A 17,730-nucleotide genomic window follows, 5' to 3' on the forward strand; every position below is an offset into this window, starting at 1 on the left:
TAAATTTAAACTTTCTAAAAAGATTCAATTTAAGTTTTACTTAACACCCTGAGTTGTTCGTGCCTCGCTATGCGTTGTCCGCTGCGCGTCGCCATATCCCGTCTCAGTGGGGTCGCATTATAGGGAGAACAGATTTTTACGCAAGCGTTTTATTGACAAAACTTTAAATAAAGCACTGTTCGCTGAGAATTTGAGCTAAACGCATTAAAAACACAACATAACTAGCACTTTATTAACATTTAACACCTCTTAAAGTGTTTGTTATGGCCTGCGCTATCAAAAAATACTGTCTACAGACCTGCTATTAAGTCATTTAGCTAAAAGCTATAGTTAAAGCCCGCGTAAAAACGACGACCTGAGTAGCTAGTATTGAGTAATCGCGCATCGGTGTCATTTCCTAAACGCGTTACTGATTCAGATTTAGTTAAATTAATAACCGCTGCGGTAAAGCTAAGCCCGTCGTATAAATTTACGGATGCATTTACATCGAGTTGTTCGTAAGGGTCTTGGTATACATTTAATCCGCTATTTAAACCGAGTACTGTTTCGCCGCGCTTATTATAAGAAGCACGTACATTAAAATAATCTCCTTCATAATAAACAGAGGTGTTGTACTGATACTTTGCACTACCTATTAAGGCCGACTGACCAAATTCTTCACCATTAATTGTTACATCTGCTCTATTGGTTTTGTTATAAGTGTAATTTACGTAAAAGCCAAAACCATTATCAAAGGCATGCTGAATAAATACTTCCGCGCCTTTTGATACTGCATCGGTGCCATTACCTACAGTGCTGTAAGGGGTTATATTAATAGTCCCTGCATCCACTATATTATTTTTACCAGCAAAGTTTTGCTCTACGTCGATCACCAGTGGCACAACAAAGTTATCTACTTTCTTATGAAAAAGTGCCAACCCAACAGCAGAACCTTCGCCATAATAATACTCAATAGATAAATCAGCTTGAACTGATTCAAATGGTTTCAAGTTTTTATTTCCACCACTACCGCTAAAACCAGGAAGTTCGTTAAATGCGGCTCTATCTTCTGCCCATTCATCTGATACAAATGTAATGCGCTGCTGCGCACCTAAATCGCTATAGTCAGGACGAGATATTACTTTAGCGATTGCCCCACGAATAACTAAATCGTCGGTTGCATCCCACGCTATATTAAAGCTTGGCAAAACTTGAGTGTCTTTGTTTTGCTGAGTGACTAATTGATAGTCTTCTACAAAACGAGCGTCACCTGTTACTGGCTCACCTGTTTCATCATTTGTGTGATCTAATTGGTAGGTATATAAGTCAGTAGATGAAGTAAATGTTTTTGTTTGCACAACACGTACGCCCAAATTACCTCTTACTTCACTAAATTCAAAATCACCTTGTATATAAAAAGCCGATATTTTCTCCTCTATATCGTAAACAAAATTATCTTCAATGCGCGTATAAGGTACATAACTAGCAGTGACCATATCGCGATATTTATTCCAGTCGATACTTGGCATTTGGTTTATATCAAAACCACCTGCAATATTATTCTCACTAGTAAATACATTTTTAGCTAATGGCATTCCACCATTCCACTGGTAGCTATCAAAACGGGTAATACCTTGCTCACTTGCTTCCCCTGCAGCAATATCAAAATTTGGATCTAAAAAGAAGGTGTTGCCGGTTTCACGGTGAAGAGTTGAATTGCGGTATTTAACACCGGTTCTAATTGTTTTTAAAAAGCCCCAATCAACATAAAAATCCACATCAGCTTGGTAGTAATCTTCTTCTAGCTCACTGCGTACAAAGCTTGAGTTTGAAGAGCCCGCATCACGACCGCCTCCAACTCCATTTTGTAAATTAACTAATGTATTAGGGTCTATATTAAGTGACACATTATTTTGATTGAGTGACCAGCCTGCCGTTTGAGCTGCGTTTTGAATAGTGGCTGCGTCTTCGCCCGCGTTAGAACTTTTATACGCCGCTTCCCAGCTTTCTTCTGGGCCGCCCTCTGATTGTGTATTACCAATTACAAAGCGCGCTTTAAAATTATTACCTTCATAGGCTAAATTAAAATCAAAGGTATCGGAGGTAGATTCCTCACGTACGTAGCTGCCACGCATCCACGGAAATTGCATATCATTTTCGACACCACTTGCCATTGCATCGTATTGCATACCAGTAACAATAGTGCCCGACTCATCAAGATTTACATCCGTCAAAAAATCAGGATTTAAAGACCACTCTGGTATATCAATCACAGATTCTGTTCTGTCTTGCCCAAGTGTAAAACCAAAATAATTAAAGCCAAGCTCTAAACGATTTGTTGGTCGCCACTGTGAACTAAGTTGAATCCCTTCTCGCTCACGTTTTTCGTTAAGAACAGAACCTCGAACAACTTGCGCAAACCAAACGCCATCGTAACTGTTGCCGTTTGCATCATTAATAGTATCCCAACCGTTATTGTTATCAATTGTATTACCATGTATATCTGTTGCTTGCCCAGTGCCAGTATAGCGCCATACATTAGCATCAGTACCGCCCGAAAGCGTTCTGTTTGTCCGTTCCTGATAGGTATAGCCAACTAATACACCAAAGTTTTCGTTGTCGTTTTTCCATGAATATAAACCCGTAAACTGCGGCTCATACTCTTTTGTAACATCAGCGTAAGTACTCTCGACATTAAATACACCCGAGTTTGCATCCATATTTAAAGGTTTTCGGCTGTGCATTAGTACAGTGCCACCAACCCCACCTTCATCTAAGCGTGCCTCTGGCGATTTATAAACCTCTACGCTTTCAATCATTGAAGACGGTAACAAAGCATAATCAAACGAACGCGAAGGCTCCCCCGGAGAAGATGCTATAAAATTACCATTAAGCTGTGTAAAGGTAAGTTCTGACGATAAACCACGAATACTGACAGATGAACCTTCCCCGCCATCACGCTCAATTACCACCCCTGGTACACGCTGAAGTGAGTCTGCAACGTTTTTATCGGGGAACTTTCCAATGTCTTCCGCGGTAATGGCATCAACTACTGAGCCAGACATGCGTTTTACATCTAAGTTTTCGGCCATACTTGAACGGATACCACGTACTTCTATTACTTCCATATCTTTTGCGTGCTGCGAGTTTTCTTGCGCTGCAAAAGCACACGTAGAACCCAAAGCAGAAAAAATTGATACATAAAGTGACGACTTACAAAACGTTGAAAAAGAGAAAGGGTATATGCTTGCTACTATCATGTGAGAGGCTGTTCCATTTAAATCTGCTTATATAAAACCTAAAGCGAGAAGTTAGTCCTTTTACGTAAATTATTTACGAAATGGCAAAAATTGTTCCCAATTCTACACAGCCAAACTTAACCGTTTGTTAATCATCAATATTAAAACTAAATAAACGCCTCATATAACTGTATTGGTACCTATTGGATGAAACTTAAAATCCAACCCACACATCAAAACCACTCTTAATTAACAAGCTAAGAGAGGCTTTGTTGAATTTAAATATTTATAGCTTAAAAACAAATTATTCAAATCACCATGAAATCACTTTTTGCTGCTGAAGTTTACCAGTAGGATCTGCTTGCGTTTTAAGTTCACAGAACTCATTTGCCCAAATTGATGTACGCGCTCTTATTGGTGGTTCTTCACTATTTACACATTCCATAACCACATTAGCTACTTCGTCTACTGTTTGAAATACGTCAGCAGAGCGACCTTGAGCACTCGCAATGTACTGCTCTAATATTGGTTTATATTCATCATCTACAATGCCACCAGTTTGCTGAAACTGTGCTAACGCATTATTTGCAAATTCAGAGCTAATACCACCAGGCTCTACATTGGTAAAATTGATATTAAATGCTGGTGTTATATAAGTTGCTACCGATTCAACATAACCTTCAAGTGCGAACTTAGCTGCGCAGTAAATTTCATTAAAAGGTTGACCGACAAGACCGCCTACTGACGATATATTCACAATATGCCCTTGGCGTGCTTTACGCATATGCGGCAAAACAGCTTTTGTACAGCGTACTACTCCTAAAAAGTTTACATCCATTACCCACTGAATGTCTTGCTCTGTAGTTTGTTCGGTTGTTCTTATATACCCTGCCCCTGCATTATTTACGAGTAAATCTATTTGTCCTTGTTCATCTATAACGTCAGTAATACATTGCTCAATACTTAGTGTATTTTGCACATCTAAATACTTTATTTCAGCTTGCACATTCGCGTTTTGAAGAGCGACTTCAAGTGCACCTTTTTTATCTAAATTACGCATAGTTGCCACAACAAAATAACCTTGTTGTGCTAGTTTTACGACAATGCTAATACCTAAACCAGTCGATGTACCGGTTACAATTGCTACTTTTTTCATCTTGTTTCCTGCTACTAAGTTAGTGCTGACTAGCACGGTACTGTGAGGGCGTTAGACCTACTTTGTTTTTAAATAATCGGGCAAAGTATTGCGGGTACGCGAAACCTAATGCATAAGCAATACTTGCAACAGAGTCGCTACTTTCTAATAAGCTATTTTTTGCTTTATCAATTAAATGATTATGAATGACTTGTTGTGCGGTTTGTCCGGTTTCTATTTTTAATGCATCTGTTAAATAGCGACTAGTCATATTTAGTGAGTCAGCAAGGGTATTAACACTCGGAATTTCATTGTTGTTATTGAGCACTAATAGCTCATCAAATTTTTCCAAAAACGAATCAACAATTGCGCTATGGGATTCTTTTCGCAATAAAAACTGTCGACGATAAAACCGTTCTGCATAGTTAAGCAAAACATTGATGTGTGCTAAAAGAATGTCACGGCTAAATTCGTCGTAGCTGAGCTTTGATTCGCTTTCTATATTCGCAATTACATTGGCAATTAAACGTTGCTCTTTTGGCGAAAGATGAAGTGCTTCATTAACGGCATAACCAAAAAAAGAAGCCTTTTTGAGTGCAGTACTTAGTGCATGGCCACGAATAAAATCCTCATGAAATACAATTGTTTTCCCTTGAGACTCAACAGTTACACCATTGCTATAAAATGTTTGCTGTGGAGAAAAAAACAATAATGTACCGCTACTACAATCATATTTAGTTTGCCCATATACAATCTCTCCTGCAGTCACCTTTTTTAGAGAAATAGCATAAAAATCGGTGCTAATAACACTTTGAGTATTTAAACATGCTTGGTAATTGTTTTGTGATGAACTGTCTGTTGTTGAAATGGCAAAAAGCGGATGCTCCGGCGCAGGTTTTCCAAGCGCGCTGTAAAAATCTGTGATATTACTAAAATGTACTTTATTCATAGGCCATCTCACTTTGGTTGCTGATAAATAGTTTATAGGCTTCATAAAATAATTACAGTGCACAAATCATCATAAAGTGTATACAAAAAAACGAAGGGGATAATTAGATGTGGTAGTCAGCAGTTTATACTTTAAAAAGCAAAACTGCCGGATGATATTTGAAAGAAGTAACAATTGCTAAATAGCGCTTGGTTAACCAAGCGTAGCAATAACCTCTGAAAGCTCAAGTAATGTCGGCTTTCCACCATAATAATTTGTATCTATATGATAACTATTACCAACCCAAAAAGGCGCTTTAGTTGAGTTGTGTCCATGTATTGAAAAGTCGACTCCATGACTTTTAACTACCTTATTTTGTTTAACTACTTCGCGATCCCACAATAAAGATTGCACGATTAGCGATTTATCATCAGGGTAATTTTCCCAATCCCACGATTGTGCAAATGTATGAGACAACCCTATTGTATAACCACGATACTCTAGTACTATTGAAAGCGGTTTAGTTAGTAACTCATCGCACATGACACTGAGCTTTTCACTTGATACCGACTTATGCCAATTGCCACCATTGTCAGTCCATAATTTAAAAGCCGCTTTATCATTACTTAATAATGATTCCAACATTAAATGCTCATGATTACCTAATATCATACATGCCCTAATGGCTTGTAAGTATGTAAATAAGTCATATGTTTTATCCCCGCGATCAACAAAATCGCCTAGGCAAAACAAAGTATCTCTTTCAGAGTTAAAATTTACGTTATTAAGTGCGTTTTTTAAGGCCGGTAAATCACCATCAAGATCGCCAATTACAAATACTCGGCACTCATCATTAATAAATATGGCTTGTTTTGAAGATACAGCCTGAATAGCGTTAATACCTATATCCAAAATAGACTCCTATAGAATGCAATCTAAAACTTAGATTAATACTTGAGTTTATAAAGCCTTAAGGTAACACAATAAAGTTGATAATTAATGAAGGTAATAAGATTTGATTGAAACTAAAAATGCATGACAGAGGACCTTAGCTACAACCTAAATAAGTAATGTAAGTAGTGTTTTTAGCCTAAATTAAAAGCTGCTTAGCAAAATACCTGACGAGTTATTTGCCAGTTACCCGCACAAATTTCTCTGCTAGTTCGTCCAAAGTTTCACGCTTATTCGGATCGGGCTTTATGCAGTCAATAGGGCAAACACTTACGCAAGTAGGTTTATCATAATGCCCTACACACTCTGTACATTTGTTTGCATCTATTTGGTATATTTTAGCGCCCATATAAATAGCCCCATTAGGGCATTCCGGATCGCACATATCGCAGTTAATGCATTTACTATTTATGAGTAGAGCCACTTTTTAGCCTTTTCAATTAAAATCATTATAAAACATAAAGATAGAGTTAAACCAAATGTTTTTTGACTACTTTTGATACAAGTCCAGTTCAATAAAAAACCTTTATTTTTCTTTAAATCGTAGCACACATTCGTAACACACCATTTTATTTTTAGGTGTAAATTGCAGCCACGAATTATGCCTATTTTTCTCTGTTGCTTTGTTGATCTCAATCAATAAAAATATCCGCACTTTTACTAAGTTTGATATTATTATTTTAACTTTCCTAAGTTATTTGTTTAATTAATATAAAATTAGCTGACCTGCCAAAAAGCGCTTAGGCCCTCTACTTATATGCTAATCCCGTCAAAAAAACATTCAAATAAGGATAACAAGTGAATATAGTACCTCCAAGAATTTAGCCTTTTTCAAAGTGTTATTTTCGCAAATACTCTATGCCTAAAATTAAACCCTATTTAAAACGTTAAGATGATCTCAATGATACTTTATTCTTAGTGTCATCACTTCAATTTACTTAATCGCTATCAACCTGGCTGTAATCAATTGGTCATATTATTCACTTAGTATTTATTTAAAATAAAATTCTAGACTGAGTAATGAAGACTTTTAAAAGCCCCCTGCCATCGAATTTAAATATTTTTTCTGAACAAAGCGATGTAAAAAACGTTATCAGCCATATTCGTAAATTCATTAGTCGTCGAACCAATAATACAGATGACGTAGACGATCTTGTGCAAGAAGCTCTACTAAGAACATTAAATAGAAATGACACATTAGAAATTGAAAACTTTCAGGCGTATATAAATCAAGTCACAAAGTCTGTTATGTATAGTGATTGGCAAAAAAATAAAAGCCAACCAAATAATGCAGAAGATATTGAGCTTTTTACAAATGATAATAGCGATCCAGAAGCGCAGTCTATTACAGAGCAAAAGCTCGAGCTTGTTAAAAGTGCGTTGGAAGAGTTACCACCTTTAAGAAGAAAAGTATTTAAGCTTCGACGTATTGACGGATTAAGTCGCGAAGAAATTAGTCTGCAGTTAAATATGAGCCAAGAATCTGTAAAAAAACATATTACGCGCGCAATGATACAAATAACGCTTCACATAGAAAAAAATCAATAAAAATGTCCCCTTTATTACACTTTTACGCTCTTTATATTTAATCAACGCAGGTTAGGTTTTTTAATGAACGAACAACGCTTAGAACAGGCAGCAGATTGGGTAGATCGGATTAATGATTTAAATGATCATGACCGTGAAGAACTATCGCTTTGGTTAAAATGCACAGAAAATAAGAATGCATTTGAAAAAATAGCTAATGTATTTGGCGATCCTGCTGTTAAACAGGCTTTACACATTTACACTAAACAATATAGTTTACCGACTCCAATAATTACGCCTAATGCTAAACGCTCTAGAACTTTCCCTATGCTCGCCTTAGCAGCTAGTTTTAGCGCTATTGCTTTTGCAGTGTACTGGCTTGCTATATCTCAACAGACATTTACACCAACACCGATTGCAAAAACCGCAGTTAAATCTAGCCTGCCTCAGCTTTTAGAAGCACATTTAGGTAAACGTGTATCGCAGTTATTAGATGACGGTTCATATTTGCACTTAAATGCAGATAGTGAGTTAACTGCGCACTTGCTACCACACTCAAGGCAAATCGAATTAAAAAAAGGACAGGTTTTTTTTGATGTAGCCAAAGATAAAACACGGCCATTTATAATAAATTCAGGACAAGCAAGCATTAAAGTACTGGGTACTTCTTTTGATGTAGAGCGCAATAAAGATGAAGTAGTGGTAACTGTGTACGAAGGCAAAGTAGAAGTCTCGGCTTTAGATAAAGTGATATTAACTCCCTCTCAACAAGCTGTTATAAAAAATGGCCATATAACTGTAGATTATAGCCAGCAGTTAGCACAACTCCCTGCTTGGCGAATGGGTTGGATTGATGCAGAAAAAGAACCTCTAACCAGTGTTATTAAACAATTGCAGCGTTACAGCCCTACGGTAATTAAAGTGGATAACACACTAAATAATACACTAATTAGCGGACGATTTAATCTCGAAACGCCACAACAAAGCCTTATGCTCATTGCATCAACTTATAACTGGAAAGTAGATAAGAAGAACAACGTACTTCATTTAACGTTACCTTAAATGAGTAAAAAATATGACTGTATTACTTTGATTAAATGATTATGCTAAAACAGGTACGTACATTAAATAAAAGTATTTTAGTGTACTTTTTTATCGGTGCTAGTTGTTTAACAACGTTGCCTAGTGCGGCAAAAAATATAAATACCTTTATTTATATACCAGCGGGTTCTCTCAGTGATAGTTTAAGAGAGGTAGCAAATGCATATGCAGTCTCTTTTAGTAGTAACCCTTCACTTATCAACGACAAAACTACGTCCACCTTAGTGGGCGATCATACACTTGCTCAAGCACTAGATTTTTTATTAAGAGGCAGCGAGTTAACATATAAAATTCAAGACAAGGGTTTTGTTATTTTTCAAAAAAAAATAACAACCAATAACGAAATACTTGAAGAAATAACAGTAAAGGGTATTCGCTATTCATTAGCTAGCTCACGAAATTTAAAACACAATAATAAAACGATTAGTGAAGCAATTTCAGCACAAGATATTACCGATATTCCCAATACTAACTTAGCCGAGGCCTTACAGTATATTCCTGGCGTAGCAATTACTCGCGAAGCAGGCGAAGGTCGCCAAGTTTCAATACGAGGTAACTATCCTGATTTTAGTTTGGTGACACTCAACGGTATGCCTGTGTTAGCAAATAATGATTCACCTATGGATAGTCGAGTACAAAAACAGCGCGATCGTTCTTTCGATTTCAATATTTTACCTGCCGAACTTTTTAAACAAATCCATGTAATTAAAGCATATTCCGCCGATAAAATTGCAGGTGGAATATCTGGAACAATGGCATTACAAACTATAAACCCTTTAGATAATGAGGGGTTTAAATTTATTATTACCCCAGAAGTTGGCTACAACGACTATGTGGGTACAGGCGCAAAACGCTATTCAAGCTTAATTTCTAACACGTGGAATAATTGGGGGGTACTTGCAAGCGTTGCATACACAACCAGAGAGTCGTTAGAGCAAGGTGCTAATACATTTCGCTGGCGTAATATTGCAATAGATGGGGCTGACCTATCGGCTTTAACCCAATCACAAGCACTGCATTTGACTCAAGGCGATTATATAGTTCCTCGTGGTAATCGGTACTCGGTATGGCAAGCTACACAGCAGCGATTTGGGGCAAATCTATCTGTAGAGTATAAAAATGAAACCACCCATTTTGATTTTGATATGCTCTCAGGGTTTTTAAAAGGGGATAGGCATGAATATCATTTATACCCTAGAGGGGAGCAGTCTACGCCTATAATTAAAGGGCTAACAACAATTACAGACATTCAAACGAATGAAAATAATGAGCTAGTGTATGCACGTTACGAAAATGCACGAGTCGCAACCGAAAGTAGAACCCAAGAAATAAATACGGCATATCAGCAAGGTGTGCTATCACTTACGCAACAAGTGAATACAAATTGGAAAGTAAGCGCCATATTAGGAAAAGAACAATCAAAGTATGACATTCCTTACAGCAATAAGATTTATACCCAAGGCATAAGTGACGTTACGATTGATTATCGTAAAACTCCATTTTATGCAGATATTAACTACAGTGAAAATTTAAAAAATCCTACAATGTGGCAAATGCATCATGGTGATATAGAACAATACAATTCAAATAGTGAGTACACCTTCGCAAAATTAGATTTTCAATATGACATTAATAGTTTAATCACCCTTCAATTTGGAGCTGATTGGACTCTGTTTGAAAATAAAATGTATAACGCACAGCAAAACGATATTTTTTTAAATGAATTAACTAATACACCACAACAATTAACTGACCTTCCTGCGTCGTATGTTTCATCGCAACATGCACATAAAAGCCTACAATGGTTAAAAATAAACACCAATGAAGCACTTAAACTTTATGGCATCGACCCATTCAACATACAAAATAATAGTTCATCAATCACCACTGAAGCCGAGCATATACAAGAATATAGCAGAGGAGCTTATACTTTAATAAGCACAGAGCAGGAAAAATGGGAGGCCCATATAGGTGTGCGTTACCAAGCAGAATCCATAACATCTCACACTCAAGCGCCCCACTCTCCTATTTTGTATAATTTATGGCTGCCAACGTTTAATGGCTCATATTTTATAAACGATCATTGGCGATTACGTGTAGGACTTTCTAAAAACTATTCAAAACCATTACTGAACTCACTAAGTTTTGATGGTTCAAACGATACCCCAAATAATACAAAATATACATTTAACTCAAATCTAAAACCTTACTTATCTTATAATACCGATATTTCTTTAGAGGCAGATTTTAGTAGTCGTAGTACGTTTAATATATCACTCTTTTATAAAGATTTGGATGATTACATAGTTACAACGCAAGTCCCCTTATCAAAAACTTCAGAGTCTACAACCCCCGATATTAATAACCTTTGGCTAAGTAATGCAGAATCAGCTTATCAGTGGGGAGCGGAAATAAGTTTAAATTATTTAATACATAATTCTGACTGGGGTATCAACCTACAAACAACTTACAATAAAGGCAAAGTCACGTATTACGACTCAAATAATGGCTCAGCTTTATTTAAAAAAAACCTACCTTTTTTATCTAAAATAACCGCCTCAAGTATGATCTTTTACGATCACCCTAAGTTCAATTTTAAACTAGGCGCTATTTTTAGAGATAAATATTTAGTTCGGGCAGGCAGTCTTTTGCTCGATGAAAACGAAACAGGGTTTATGCCGACTGTTTATTGGGATGCAAACCTAAATTATTATTTTTCTAATCATTGGAAACTTAAATTTAGCGCATTTAATCTCAGCAATGAACAAGAGCGACAATACAGTAACTCAACACTAAGAGCCTATAACTCAACCACAAGTGGTCGCACTTATTACTTGGGGTTGAGTTATCAGTATTAGATAATCTCCCCCGTTTTCAAATCAACGCTAAAATTCTCACCTTGGGTATGCTTACTAAATTTTGCCATTATTTTTATTAACAAAGCCAAGTACTGCTGTGTTTGCGTATCTGTTTTACAAGTCGATTGAGCTAAAAACTCATTTAGCTGTTGATAAGTAATACGCTTTTGAGGTGTTATATCTGCAGTTACATCACCATTTCTTAATAAATAAAAATCTCGAAGCCATTCTTTTGTAGATACAGCTTTAAGTTGAATTAGCAAATTAGGCGAGACTTTATTTAAACACTGCATATCTGTTAACCAATCAGCTAAATGATGATTATCGTTTAGCCATGCCACTAAACTTTTTGGCCAATCGCGTTTTAAAAAACGCTGACTAATAAGTCCAAATAAATGCTGTTTAGTAAAATCACCATAACTTTCTGAGCTCAAAATAGTACGGTCAAAATTACTAAGATTATGTTGTTCACGATATACCCATTCCTTTTCATATAAACCAAATAAATCATTGAAACCAGGAACATCGTCTAATGTATGAGTACTTACCAATGCGGTGTGCTTTACTAAGTTTAGCTCTGCAATCTTATATGCAGCTTTATAAGCAGCTAAACTTGGCACTTGTACATTAACTAACTGAGAGTCTCGATTACTTGTTACCAGCGCCGTATCATTAAGATGCATATGTCCTGCAAAATGTAGTGTTAATCCTGTATCTGCAAGTATTTGTGTCGTACGGGGTGTAGGCACTCTAGGTAGGGAAAAATGGCCACGACTAAACACTTTATGTAATTCATCATTCGCATTATCGTAAAACTCTCCCATTGGAAAGTGGCTAAATGCGATCAGTGTTTTGTTTTGCTCTTTTGACCTTTTTACAACCGTTTTTATCCACTTTAACAGTAAAGGCTTTGCATCAATTAAAGCATTATAGCCGGCACTAGACGAACCCTTAAAAGTGAGTGGCGAATTTTGCCATTGTGGTGCATACACATTAGCATCTATTGCCATTAACCAAACACCTTTTATGGGCTCAACTAAGTAGCTCGCATCTGGCATAGTTATACAATGATTAACATCATTAGGGTCACACCATATAAATTCTCGGTTTTTATAAGGTGTTTCATATAGCACGTCACTTTTATGTTTGCTAAATCCAAAGTTACTGAGTGTGCTTAATATTTCAGTGTAACCCCAGTTTTTTAAACCATCATCACATACAGATTGCCTAGTCATACACTTTTCATGTTGATAACTATAAACGCCAAACTCTTTACCTTGAGCCGTTAAGAAGTCAGCTTTACCTGCCACAGTTGTAAATGGCTTGACGGGGTCATGATTGCCTGGAATCGCAAAAAAACGCATCCCATATGTTTTTTCATAATGGTCTAAAATACGTGCTAGTGCCCGAACATTAATAGGTTGGCCATCATCAGTAAAATCGCCTGGTAGGATGACTAACTTAATCTCTTTTTCTACTAGCTCATCTAATACATGTAAAAAAACAAAATAATTTTCATTGAAAAGTCGCGTTGAGTGAAGCTGCGCATACATACTGCGCACCAGTAATGGTTGCTTTGACCCTACATCCTTTGGTAAGTCTATATTGTCTGTATTATGTAAATTAGCAAAAATATCATGTAGATGAATATCAGCTAAAAATGCAACTTTAACCGCCTCCACCTTCACTGCACTTTTAACCTCGTAGTACTCAATAGCACTCACTTTAAATGTAATACATAACCCAATCCATAGTGCTAACCATGGTGCTTTGACTCTAATCATGATGGCTTTATCCAGTTTTCACTCAACTTATTATTTAGAGCGCGGTAATGGATAAAAGGGGACATAAAATTTTATAAACATGCTTTTCAATTATGAAACTTTTATTAAATGCATATTTTTGTGTCCCCTAATTTATGAATGCCCGCTCTTAGATAGCAAACTCAACAATTGAGACGTGGTATGCCACTTTTTATTTTTATTATTTTTGCAGATTATGTAACTAGCATTAACGCTATGCCATTAAATACCTTTCAAATGATTGGCTCACATAACAGCTATAAAAAAACATTAAACGTAGGCGTTAATAATAAATTAAATACTCTAAATCCTAAACTAATGGCCCGTATTGATTACGGTCATTCTCCCATGATTAAACAGTTAAATAGCGGTGTTCGCCATTTAGAAATTGACGTTTTAAAAGACCCTAATGGTGATTTATACATAAAACCTTGGGCTAATACTTTTGCAACGACTCCTTTATTTAATGAGTTAGAAAAAAAGCAATTAGCTACTCCTGGATTTAAAGTAATGCACATTCCCGATATTGATGTGCAAAGCCATTGTGTATTGCTCAGTGGATGTTTGAATACACTCAAAACATGGTCAGAGGCAAACCCGCAGCACTTTCCTATTGTTGTAATGCTCAATGTAAAAGAAACGCGATCAGATGTAGTTCTGGGCAATAATCCACTTAAATTTACACCGAACGATTATTATTTACTCGATGAAGTAATTCTAAAGTCGTTACCTAACTCATTATTCACGCCCGATAACTTACGTAAAATACCGTTATCTTTAAACCAAACAGTCGTTAGGTTTGGGTGGCCAAGTACACGCGCCTTGGCAGGTAAATTCATATTCTTATTTGATGGCAATACACAGCAATCGGCACTTTATAAACAAAATAGGCCTTCGTTAAAAGGGGCAAGCATGTTTGCCAATTATGATGAAAACCAGCCCGAAGCTGCTTTTATGATTGTAAACAACCCTACACGCGACTTTTATAAAATTCAGCAACTTGTACTTAAAGGTTACATGGTGCGTACCCGCGCAGATGCAAATTTAAGTGCCACTAATTCTCAGCGAACAATCCAATTTAATGCCGCAAAAAATAGCGGCGCACAAGTAATTTCAACCGATTTTATACCCGGCTCGCCACAACAGGCGCGCTTTAACTATGTGGTGCAATTTGACGACGGTCATTTAGTACGCACGAGCCCTTTTATTAATAATCAACTTTAAATTAAAAACCAAGGAAGCATCATGTTAAACAAACCATCTCGTACGCTTTTAGCAACGGCTATAATGAGCTCATTAGGCGCGTCTAATTATGTGTATGCAGAACAATCAGCTCAAACAGAAGTAGAAGAAATTGTTGTACAGGGTTATCGCAACAGTTTGTTAAAAGCAAAAGATTTAAAAAGAAATGCTGTGGGCGCACAAGATTCTATTGTGGCTGAAGATATTGCAGATTTTCCCGATCTAAATCTAGCAGACTCACTACAACGTGTACCTGGCATTGCCATAACTCGAGAAGGCGGCGAAGGCCGACAAATTTCGTTACGAGGCTTAGGTCCAAATTTTACACAAGTACAACTTAACGGTATGGAGGCTTTGGGTACGTCTTCTTCGGCAATGGATAGCCGAGGCTCAGTAAGCAGATCACGCGCTTTTGATTTTAACATATTTGCTTCTGAGTTATTTCAGCGCGTTGATGTGAAAAAATCCTTCTCAGCCGAAATGGATGAAGGTGGTATAGGTGGAACTGTTGGACTTCATACAGCAAAACCATTTGATTTTGATGGGTTTAATACTGCAATATCAGGTCAACTTGGTGACAATTCACAAACTGATGATGTTAGTCCACGTTTTGCAGCTCTGATCTCAGATACTTGGGATGATAAATTTGGCGCATTATTTTCAATTGCATACAGCAAACGTGATGTAAATGAGCAAGGTTACAATACATATCGCTGGCGCAAAAAAAATGCTTCAGGCTCAGATATATCCGAGCTATCAGATGAGTTACAAGACAAAATTAACAACGAAGAAGTGAGCTTTTCACGTGGTAGCCGTTATTCGTTATTTGAAAACCAACAGGAGCGCATAGGGACAACACTTGCCCTGCAGTATCGCCCAAGTAATAACCTTGAATTTAGTTTTGACGCTCTATATGGTGAACTGAATAATGACCGCAGTGAATACCACTTACAAAATAGAGGTTCTAGTTCAACAGCTATTGGTTGTACTGGACCGGCTTATAACAACGAGCAAATATGCTCAAAGCTAACAACTCTTGAAATAAATGAAAATAACGACGCTATTTATTCGGTATACGAAGACGCCGCTATTCATTCAGAAAGTCGTAGCCAATATGCTGATACTCAAATTAGTCAGTTTGTATTAAATAGCGATTGGCAAATTACAGAAGATTTAAATATGACCGCCTTAGTCGGGCGTTCACAAACCAAGTTCAATACAGGCAGTGTTAAAGTTTACCTAGAAACATTTGGCGATGAAACTATTGATTATCGCAAGGATGCTTATTATGGGGAAAATACATACGGGTTTGATCCTACTGACAGTAGTTTGTTCCGCTATCACGAAATTGATATATCTGAAGAAGAAATCACCAATACATTTGATTCTATAAAATTAGATTTTAATTACACGCTTAACAATACTTCAAATATAAAGTTCGGTGTATCTAATAAAAAGTTTGAAAGTGAAAACGGTGAAACTAAATCTGATAACGTTAACCGCAGCGATTGGGAAAATGGCGTACTGGATGACACGGTAGATCCAAGCCTGACATTTACAAATACCGCGCACAATAAACAGCAATGGGTAAGTGTCGATGTACTAGGCACCCTAGCAAGTATGAATATCGATCCTAATTTAGATAATCCTGATTTTACCGATAACGTACAAGAAAAAACCTTTGGGGCTTATTTGCAATACGAAGCTGAATGGGAATTGGGCTCAGGTTATTTAATGGGTAATGCTGGTGTACGCCATTACGATACTAAAACCAACGCCGTAGGTTTAATAAATGGAGAAGTAGTTGATGTTGAAAACACCTACTCAGGACTTTTGCCTGCTATAAATTTAGTTTGGGATAGTAATAACAGTTTAGTACTTCGTGCAAGCTATGGCGAAAATCTCACCCGCCCTTCGCTCGGTGCATTAGTGCCAACAGGCGTTGTTCAAAATGATGCCACATCAACCAATGGCCTTAGTATCAGCTCAGGAAACCCAAACCTTAAACCCTACGAATCAGTTAACTTCGACTTTTCAGTCGAGTACTATTTTGAAAACATTGGGTATGCGGCCGTAAGTTACTTTCATAAATCTATCGATAACTTCATTATCACCGAAACATATGATATCCCATACAGCCAAACCGGATATCCTCTTAGCTTTTTAGGCGACGTAGACGAAAGCGGTAATCCGCAAACAGCAAATACTGTTTTTACTGTTATTCAGCCTCAAAACTTAGATGAAAGTGATATTAGTGGCTGGGAACTCGCTTTTCAACGAGACCTAGACTTCTTACCTGCCCCGTTTAATAACTTAGGTGTTATTGCTAATTATACATTTGCTGATGGTGAAGCACTGTACCGTAATGTAGGTAATTCAGGTATTGATCAGTATAAATCATTCCCTGGCCTGTCAGAGCATTCGGGTAACTTTACAGTATATTACGATTCTGATTCATGGGGCGCACGCGTTGCAGCAGCTTATAGAAGTGACTATATTGCATCGGTACAAGCCGGTAACGGCGATGAAGACGAAAATGGTTTTCATGCCAGTACATACATAGATGCATCAGCATTTTATCAGGTTAATGAAAAGCTAAAGCTCACTATAGAAGCAAGTAATTTGACTAATGAACGAGAAGAGCAGTATTCAGACTCCAATGATCGTTTGTACAATACGACGGTTAATGGCCGTACTGTTTATTTAGGTGCAAGTTATCGTTTCTAAATTATAAAAATGAGGCTCTACTTTTGTAGAGCCTCTCATTATTCTTTAGGGATTCATCAAAAAAGACGACGTATAAATTCACTTAATTAAGCGAATTTATATAAAGCACTCGATGTAAATCACTATTTTAAGTCTATTTTCAATCGCTTTAGCAAATATGACTTAAAACTACTTTTAATTTATTTAGCTGAACAGATAGAGTTACGTTGTTTACCAGTGCCTTTATTGCAGAGTTATGAAA

11 protein-coding genes are annotated in these 17,730 nt (G+C 36.9%); 5 read left to right on the forward strand and 6 right to left on the reverse strand.

Annotated features, from left to right (window positions below):
- Positions 1 to 317 precede the first annotated feature (317 nt).
- From I6E69_RS19190 to I6E69_RS19210, 5 genes are all read right to left on the reverse strand, one after another.
- Complete coding sequence (locus I6E69_RS19190; RefSeq protein WP_197121959.1) at positions 318 to 3,239, reverse strand: TonB-dependent receptor; 2,922 nt, start codon at positions 3,237 to 3,239, stop codon at positions 318 to 320.
- Positions 3,240 to 3,531: 292 nt separating this feature from the next.
- Positions 3,532 to 4,374 carry an SDR family oxidoreductase gene (locus tag I6E69_RS19195; protein WP_002961275.1) on the reverse strand — a complete coding sequence of 281 codons (843 nt, stop codon included), beginning with the start codon at positions 4,372 to 4,374 and terminating at the stop codon, positions 3,532 to 3,534.
- A 19-nt stretch (positions 4,375 to 4,393) separates the two neighbouring features.
- Complete coding sequence (locus I6E69_RS19200; protein ID WP_002961276.1) at positions 4,394 to 5,302, reverse strand: AraC family transcriptional regulator; 909 nt, start codon at positions 5,300 to 5,302, stop codon at positions 4,394 to 4,396.
- 192 nt (positions 5,303 to 5,494) lie between these two features.
- Positions 5,495 to 6,193 carry a metallophosphoesterase gene (locus I6E69_RS19205; protein ID WP_197121960.1) on the reverse strand — a complete coding sequence of 233 codons (699 nt, stop codon included), beginning with the start codon at positions 6,191 to 6,193 and terminating at the stop codon, positions 5,495 to 5,497.
- Between the two features lie 214 nt (positions 6,194 to 6,407).
- The gene (locus I6E69_RS19210; RefSeq protein ID WP_197121962.1) at positions 6,408 to 6,656 is read right to left on the reverse strand and encodes a YfhL family 4Fe-4S dicluster ferredoxin; all 249 of its coding nucleotides are present in this window, start codon (positions 6,654 to 6,656) and stop codon (positions 6,408 to 6,410) included.
- Between the two features lie 596 nt (positions 6,657 to 7,252).
- Between I6E69_RS19210 and I6E69_RS19215 the strand changes: the two genes are divergently transcribed.
- The 3 genes from I6E69_RS19215 to I6E69_RS19225 all read left to right on the forward strand — a co-directional run bounded on the left by I6E69_RS19215 (position 7,253) and on the right by I6E69_RS19225 (position 11,718).
- Complete coding sequence (locus I6E69_RS19215; protein ID WP_198022393.1) at positions 7,253 to 7,780, forward strand: RNA polymerase sigma factor; 528 nt, start codon at positions 7,253 to 7,255, stop codon at positions 7,778 to 7,780.
- A gap of 63 nt (positions 7,781 to 7,843) precedes the next feature.
- Positions 7,844 to 8,821: a FecR family protein gene (locus tag I6E69_RS19220; RefSeq protein ID WP_197121964.1), complete on the forward strand. Its 978-nt coding sequence runs from the start codon at positions 7,844 to 7,846 to the stop codon at positions 8,819 to 8,821.
- Positions 8,822 to 8,862: 41 nt separating this feature from the next.
- The gene (locus I6E69_RS19225) at positions 8,863 to 11,718 is read left to right on the forward strand and encodes a TonB-dependent receptor (protein WP_197121966.1); all 2,856 of its coding nucleotides are present in this window, start codon (positions 8,863 to 8,865) and stop codon (positions 11,716 to 11,718) included.
- On the opposite strand, the gene I6E69_RS19230 is transcribed toward I6E69_RS19225, so the two are convergent.
- On the reverse strand, positions 11,715 to 13,502 hold the full coding sequence (locus tag I6E69_RS19230) for a metallophosphoesterase (RefSeq protein ID WP_231619828.1): 1,788 nt from the start codon (positions 13,500 to 13,502) through the stop codon (positions 11,715 to 11,717). The genes I6E69_RS19225 and I6E69_RS19230 overlap by 4 nt on opposite strands.
- Positions 13,503 to 13,682: 180 nt before the next feature.
- On the opposite strand from I6E69_RS19230, the gene I6E69_RS19235 reads away from it, so the two are divergent.
- Positions 13,683 to 14,744, forward strand: coding sequence for a Ca2+-dependent phosphoinositide-specific phospholipase C (locus I6E69_RS19235; protein ID WP_197121968.1), 1,062 nt, complete (start codon positions 13,683 to 13,685; stop codon positions 14,742 to 14,744).
- 21 nt (positions 14,745 to 14,765) lie between these two features.
- On the forward strand, positions 14,766 to 17,489 hold the full coding sequence (locus I6E69_RS19240; RefSeq protein WP_197121970.1) for a TonB-dependent receptor: 2,724 nt from the start codon (positions 14,766 to 14,768) through the stop codon (positions 17,487 to 17,489).
- The last annotated feature ends 241 nt before the right edge of the window (positions 17,490 to 17,730 follow it).

Origin of the sequence: Pseudoalteromonas sp. NZS100 (assembly GCF_015864815.1) — a bacterium.
Classification (GTDB): Bacteria; Pseudomonadota; Gammaproteobacteria; order Enterobacterales; family Alteromonadaceae; genus Pseudoalteromonas; species Pseudoalteromonas distincta.

Excerpts from the sequence above, each read along its gene's own strand:
- I6E69_RS19190 (WP_197121959.1), bottom strand. The coding sequence starts at position 3,239 with ATGATAGTAGCAAGCATATACCCTTTCTCTTTTTCAACGTTTTGTAAG.
- I6E69_RS19195 (WP_002961275.1), bottom strand. The coding sequence starts at position 4,374 with ATGAAAAAAGTAGCAATTGTAACCGGTACATCGACTGGTTTAGGTATT.
- I6E69_RS19200 (WP_002961276.1), bottom strand. The coding sequence starts at position 5,302 with ATGAATAAAGTACATTTTAGTAATATCACAGATTTTTACAGCGCGCTT.
- I6E69_RS19215 (WP_198022393.1), top strand. The coding sequence starts at position 7,253 with ATGAAGACTTTTAAAAGCCCCCTGCCATCGAATTTAAATATTTTTTCT.
- I6E69_RS19220 (WP_197121964.1), top strand. The coding sequence starts at position 7,844 with ATGAACGAACAACGCTTAGAACAGGCAGCAGATTGGGTAGATCGGATT.
- I6E69_RS19225 (WP_197121966.1), top strand. The coding sequence starts at position 8,863 with ATGCTAAAACAGGTACGTACATTAAATAAAAGTATTTTAGTGTACTTT.
- I6E69_RS19230 (WP_231619828.1), bottom strand. The coding sequence starts at position 13,502 with ATGATTAGAGTCAAAGCACCATGGTTAGCACTATGGATTGGGTTATGT.
- I6E69_RS19235 (WP_197121968.1), top strand. The coding sequence starts at position 13,683 with ATGCCACTTTTTATTTTTATTATTTTTGCAGATTATGTAACTAGCATT.
- I6E69_RS19240 (WP_197121970.1), top strand. The coding sequence starts at position 14,766 with ATGTTAAACAAACCATCTCGTACGCTTTTAGCAACGGCTATAATGAGC.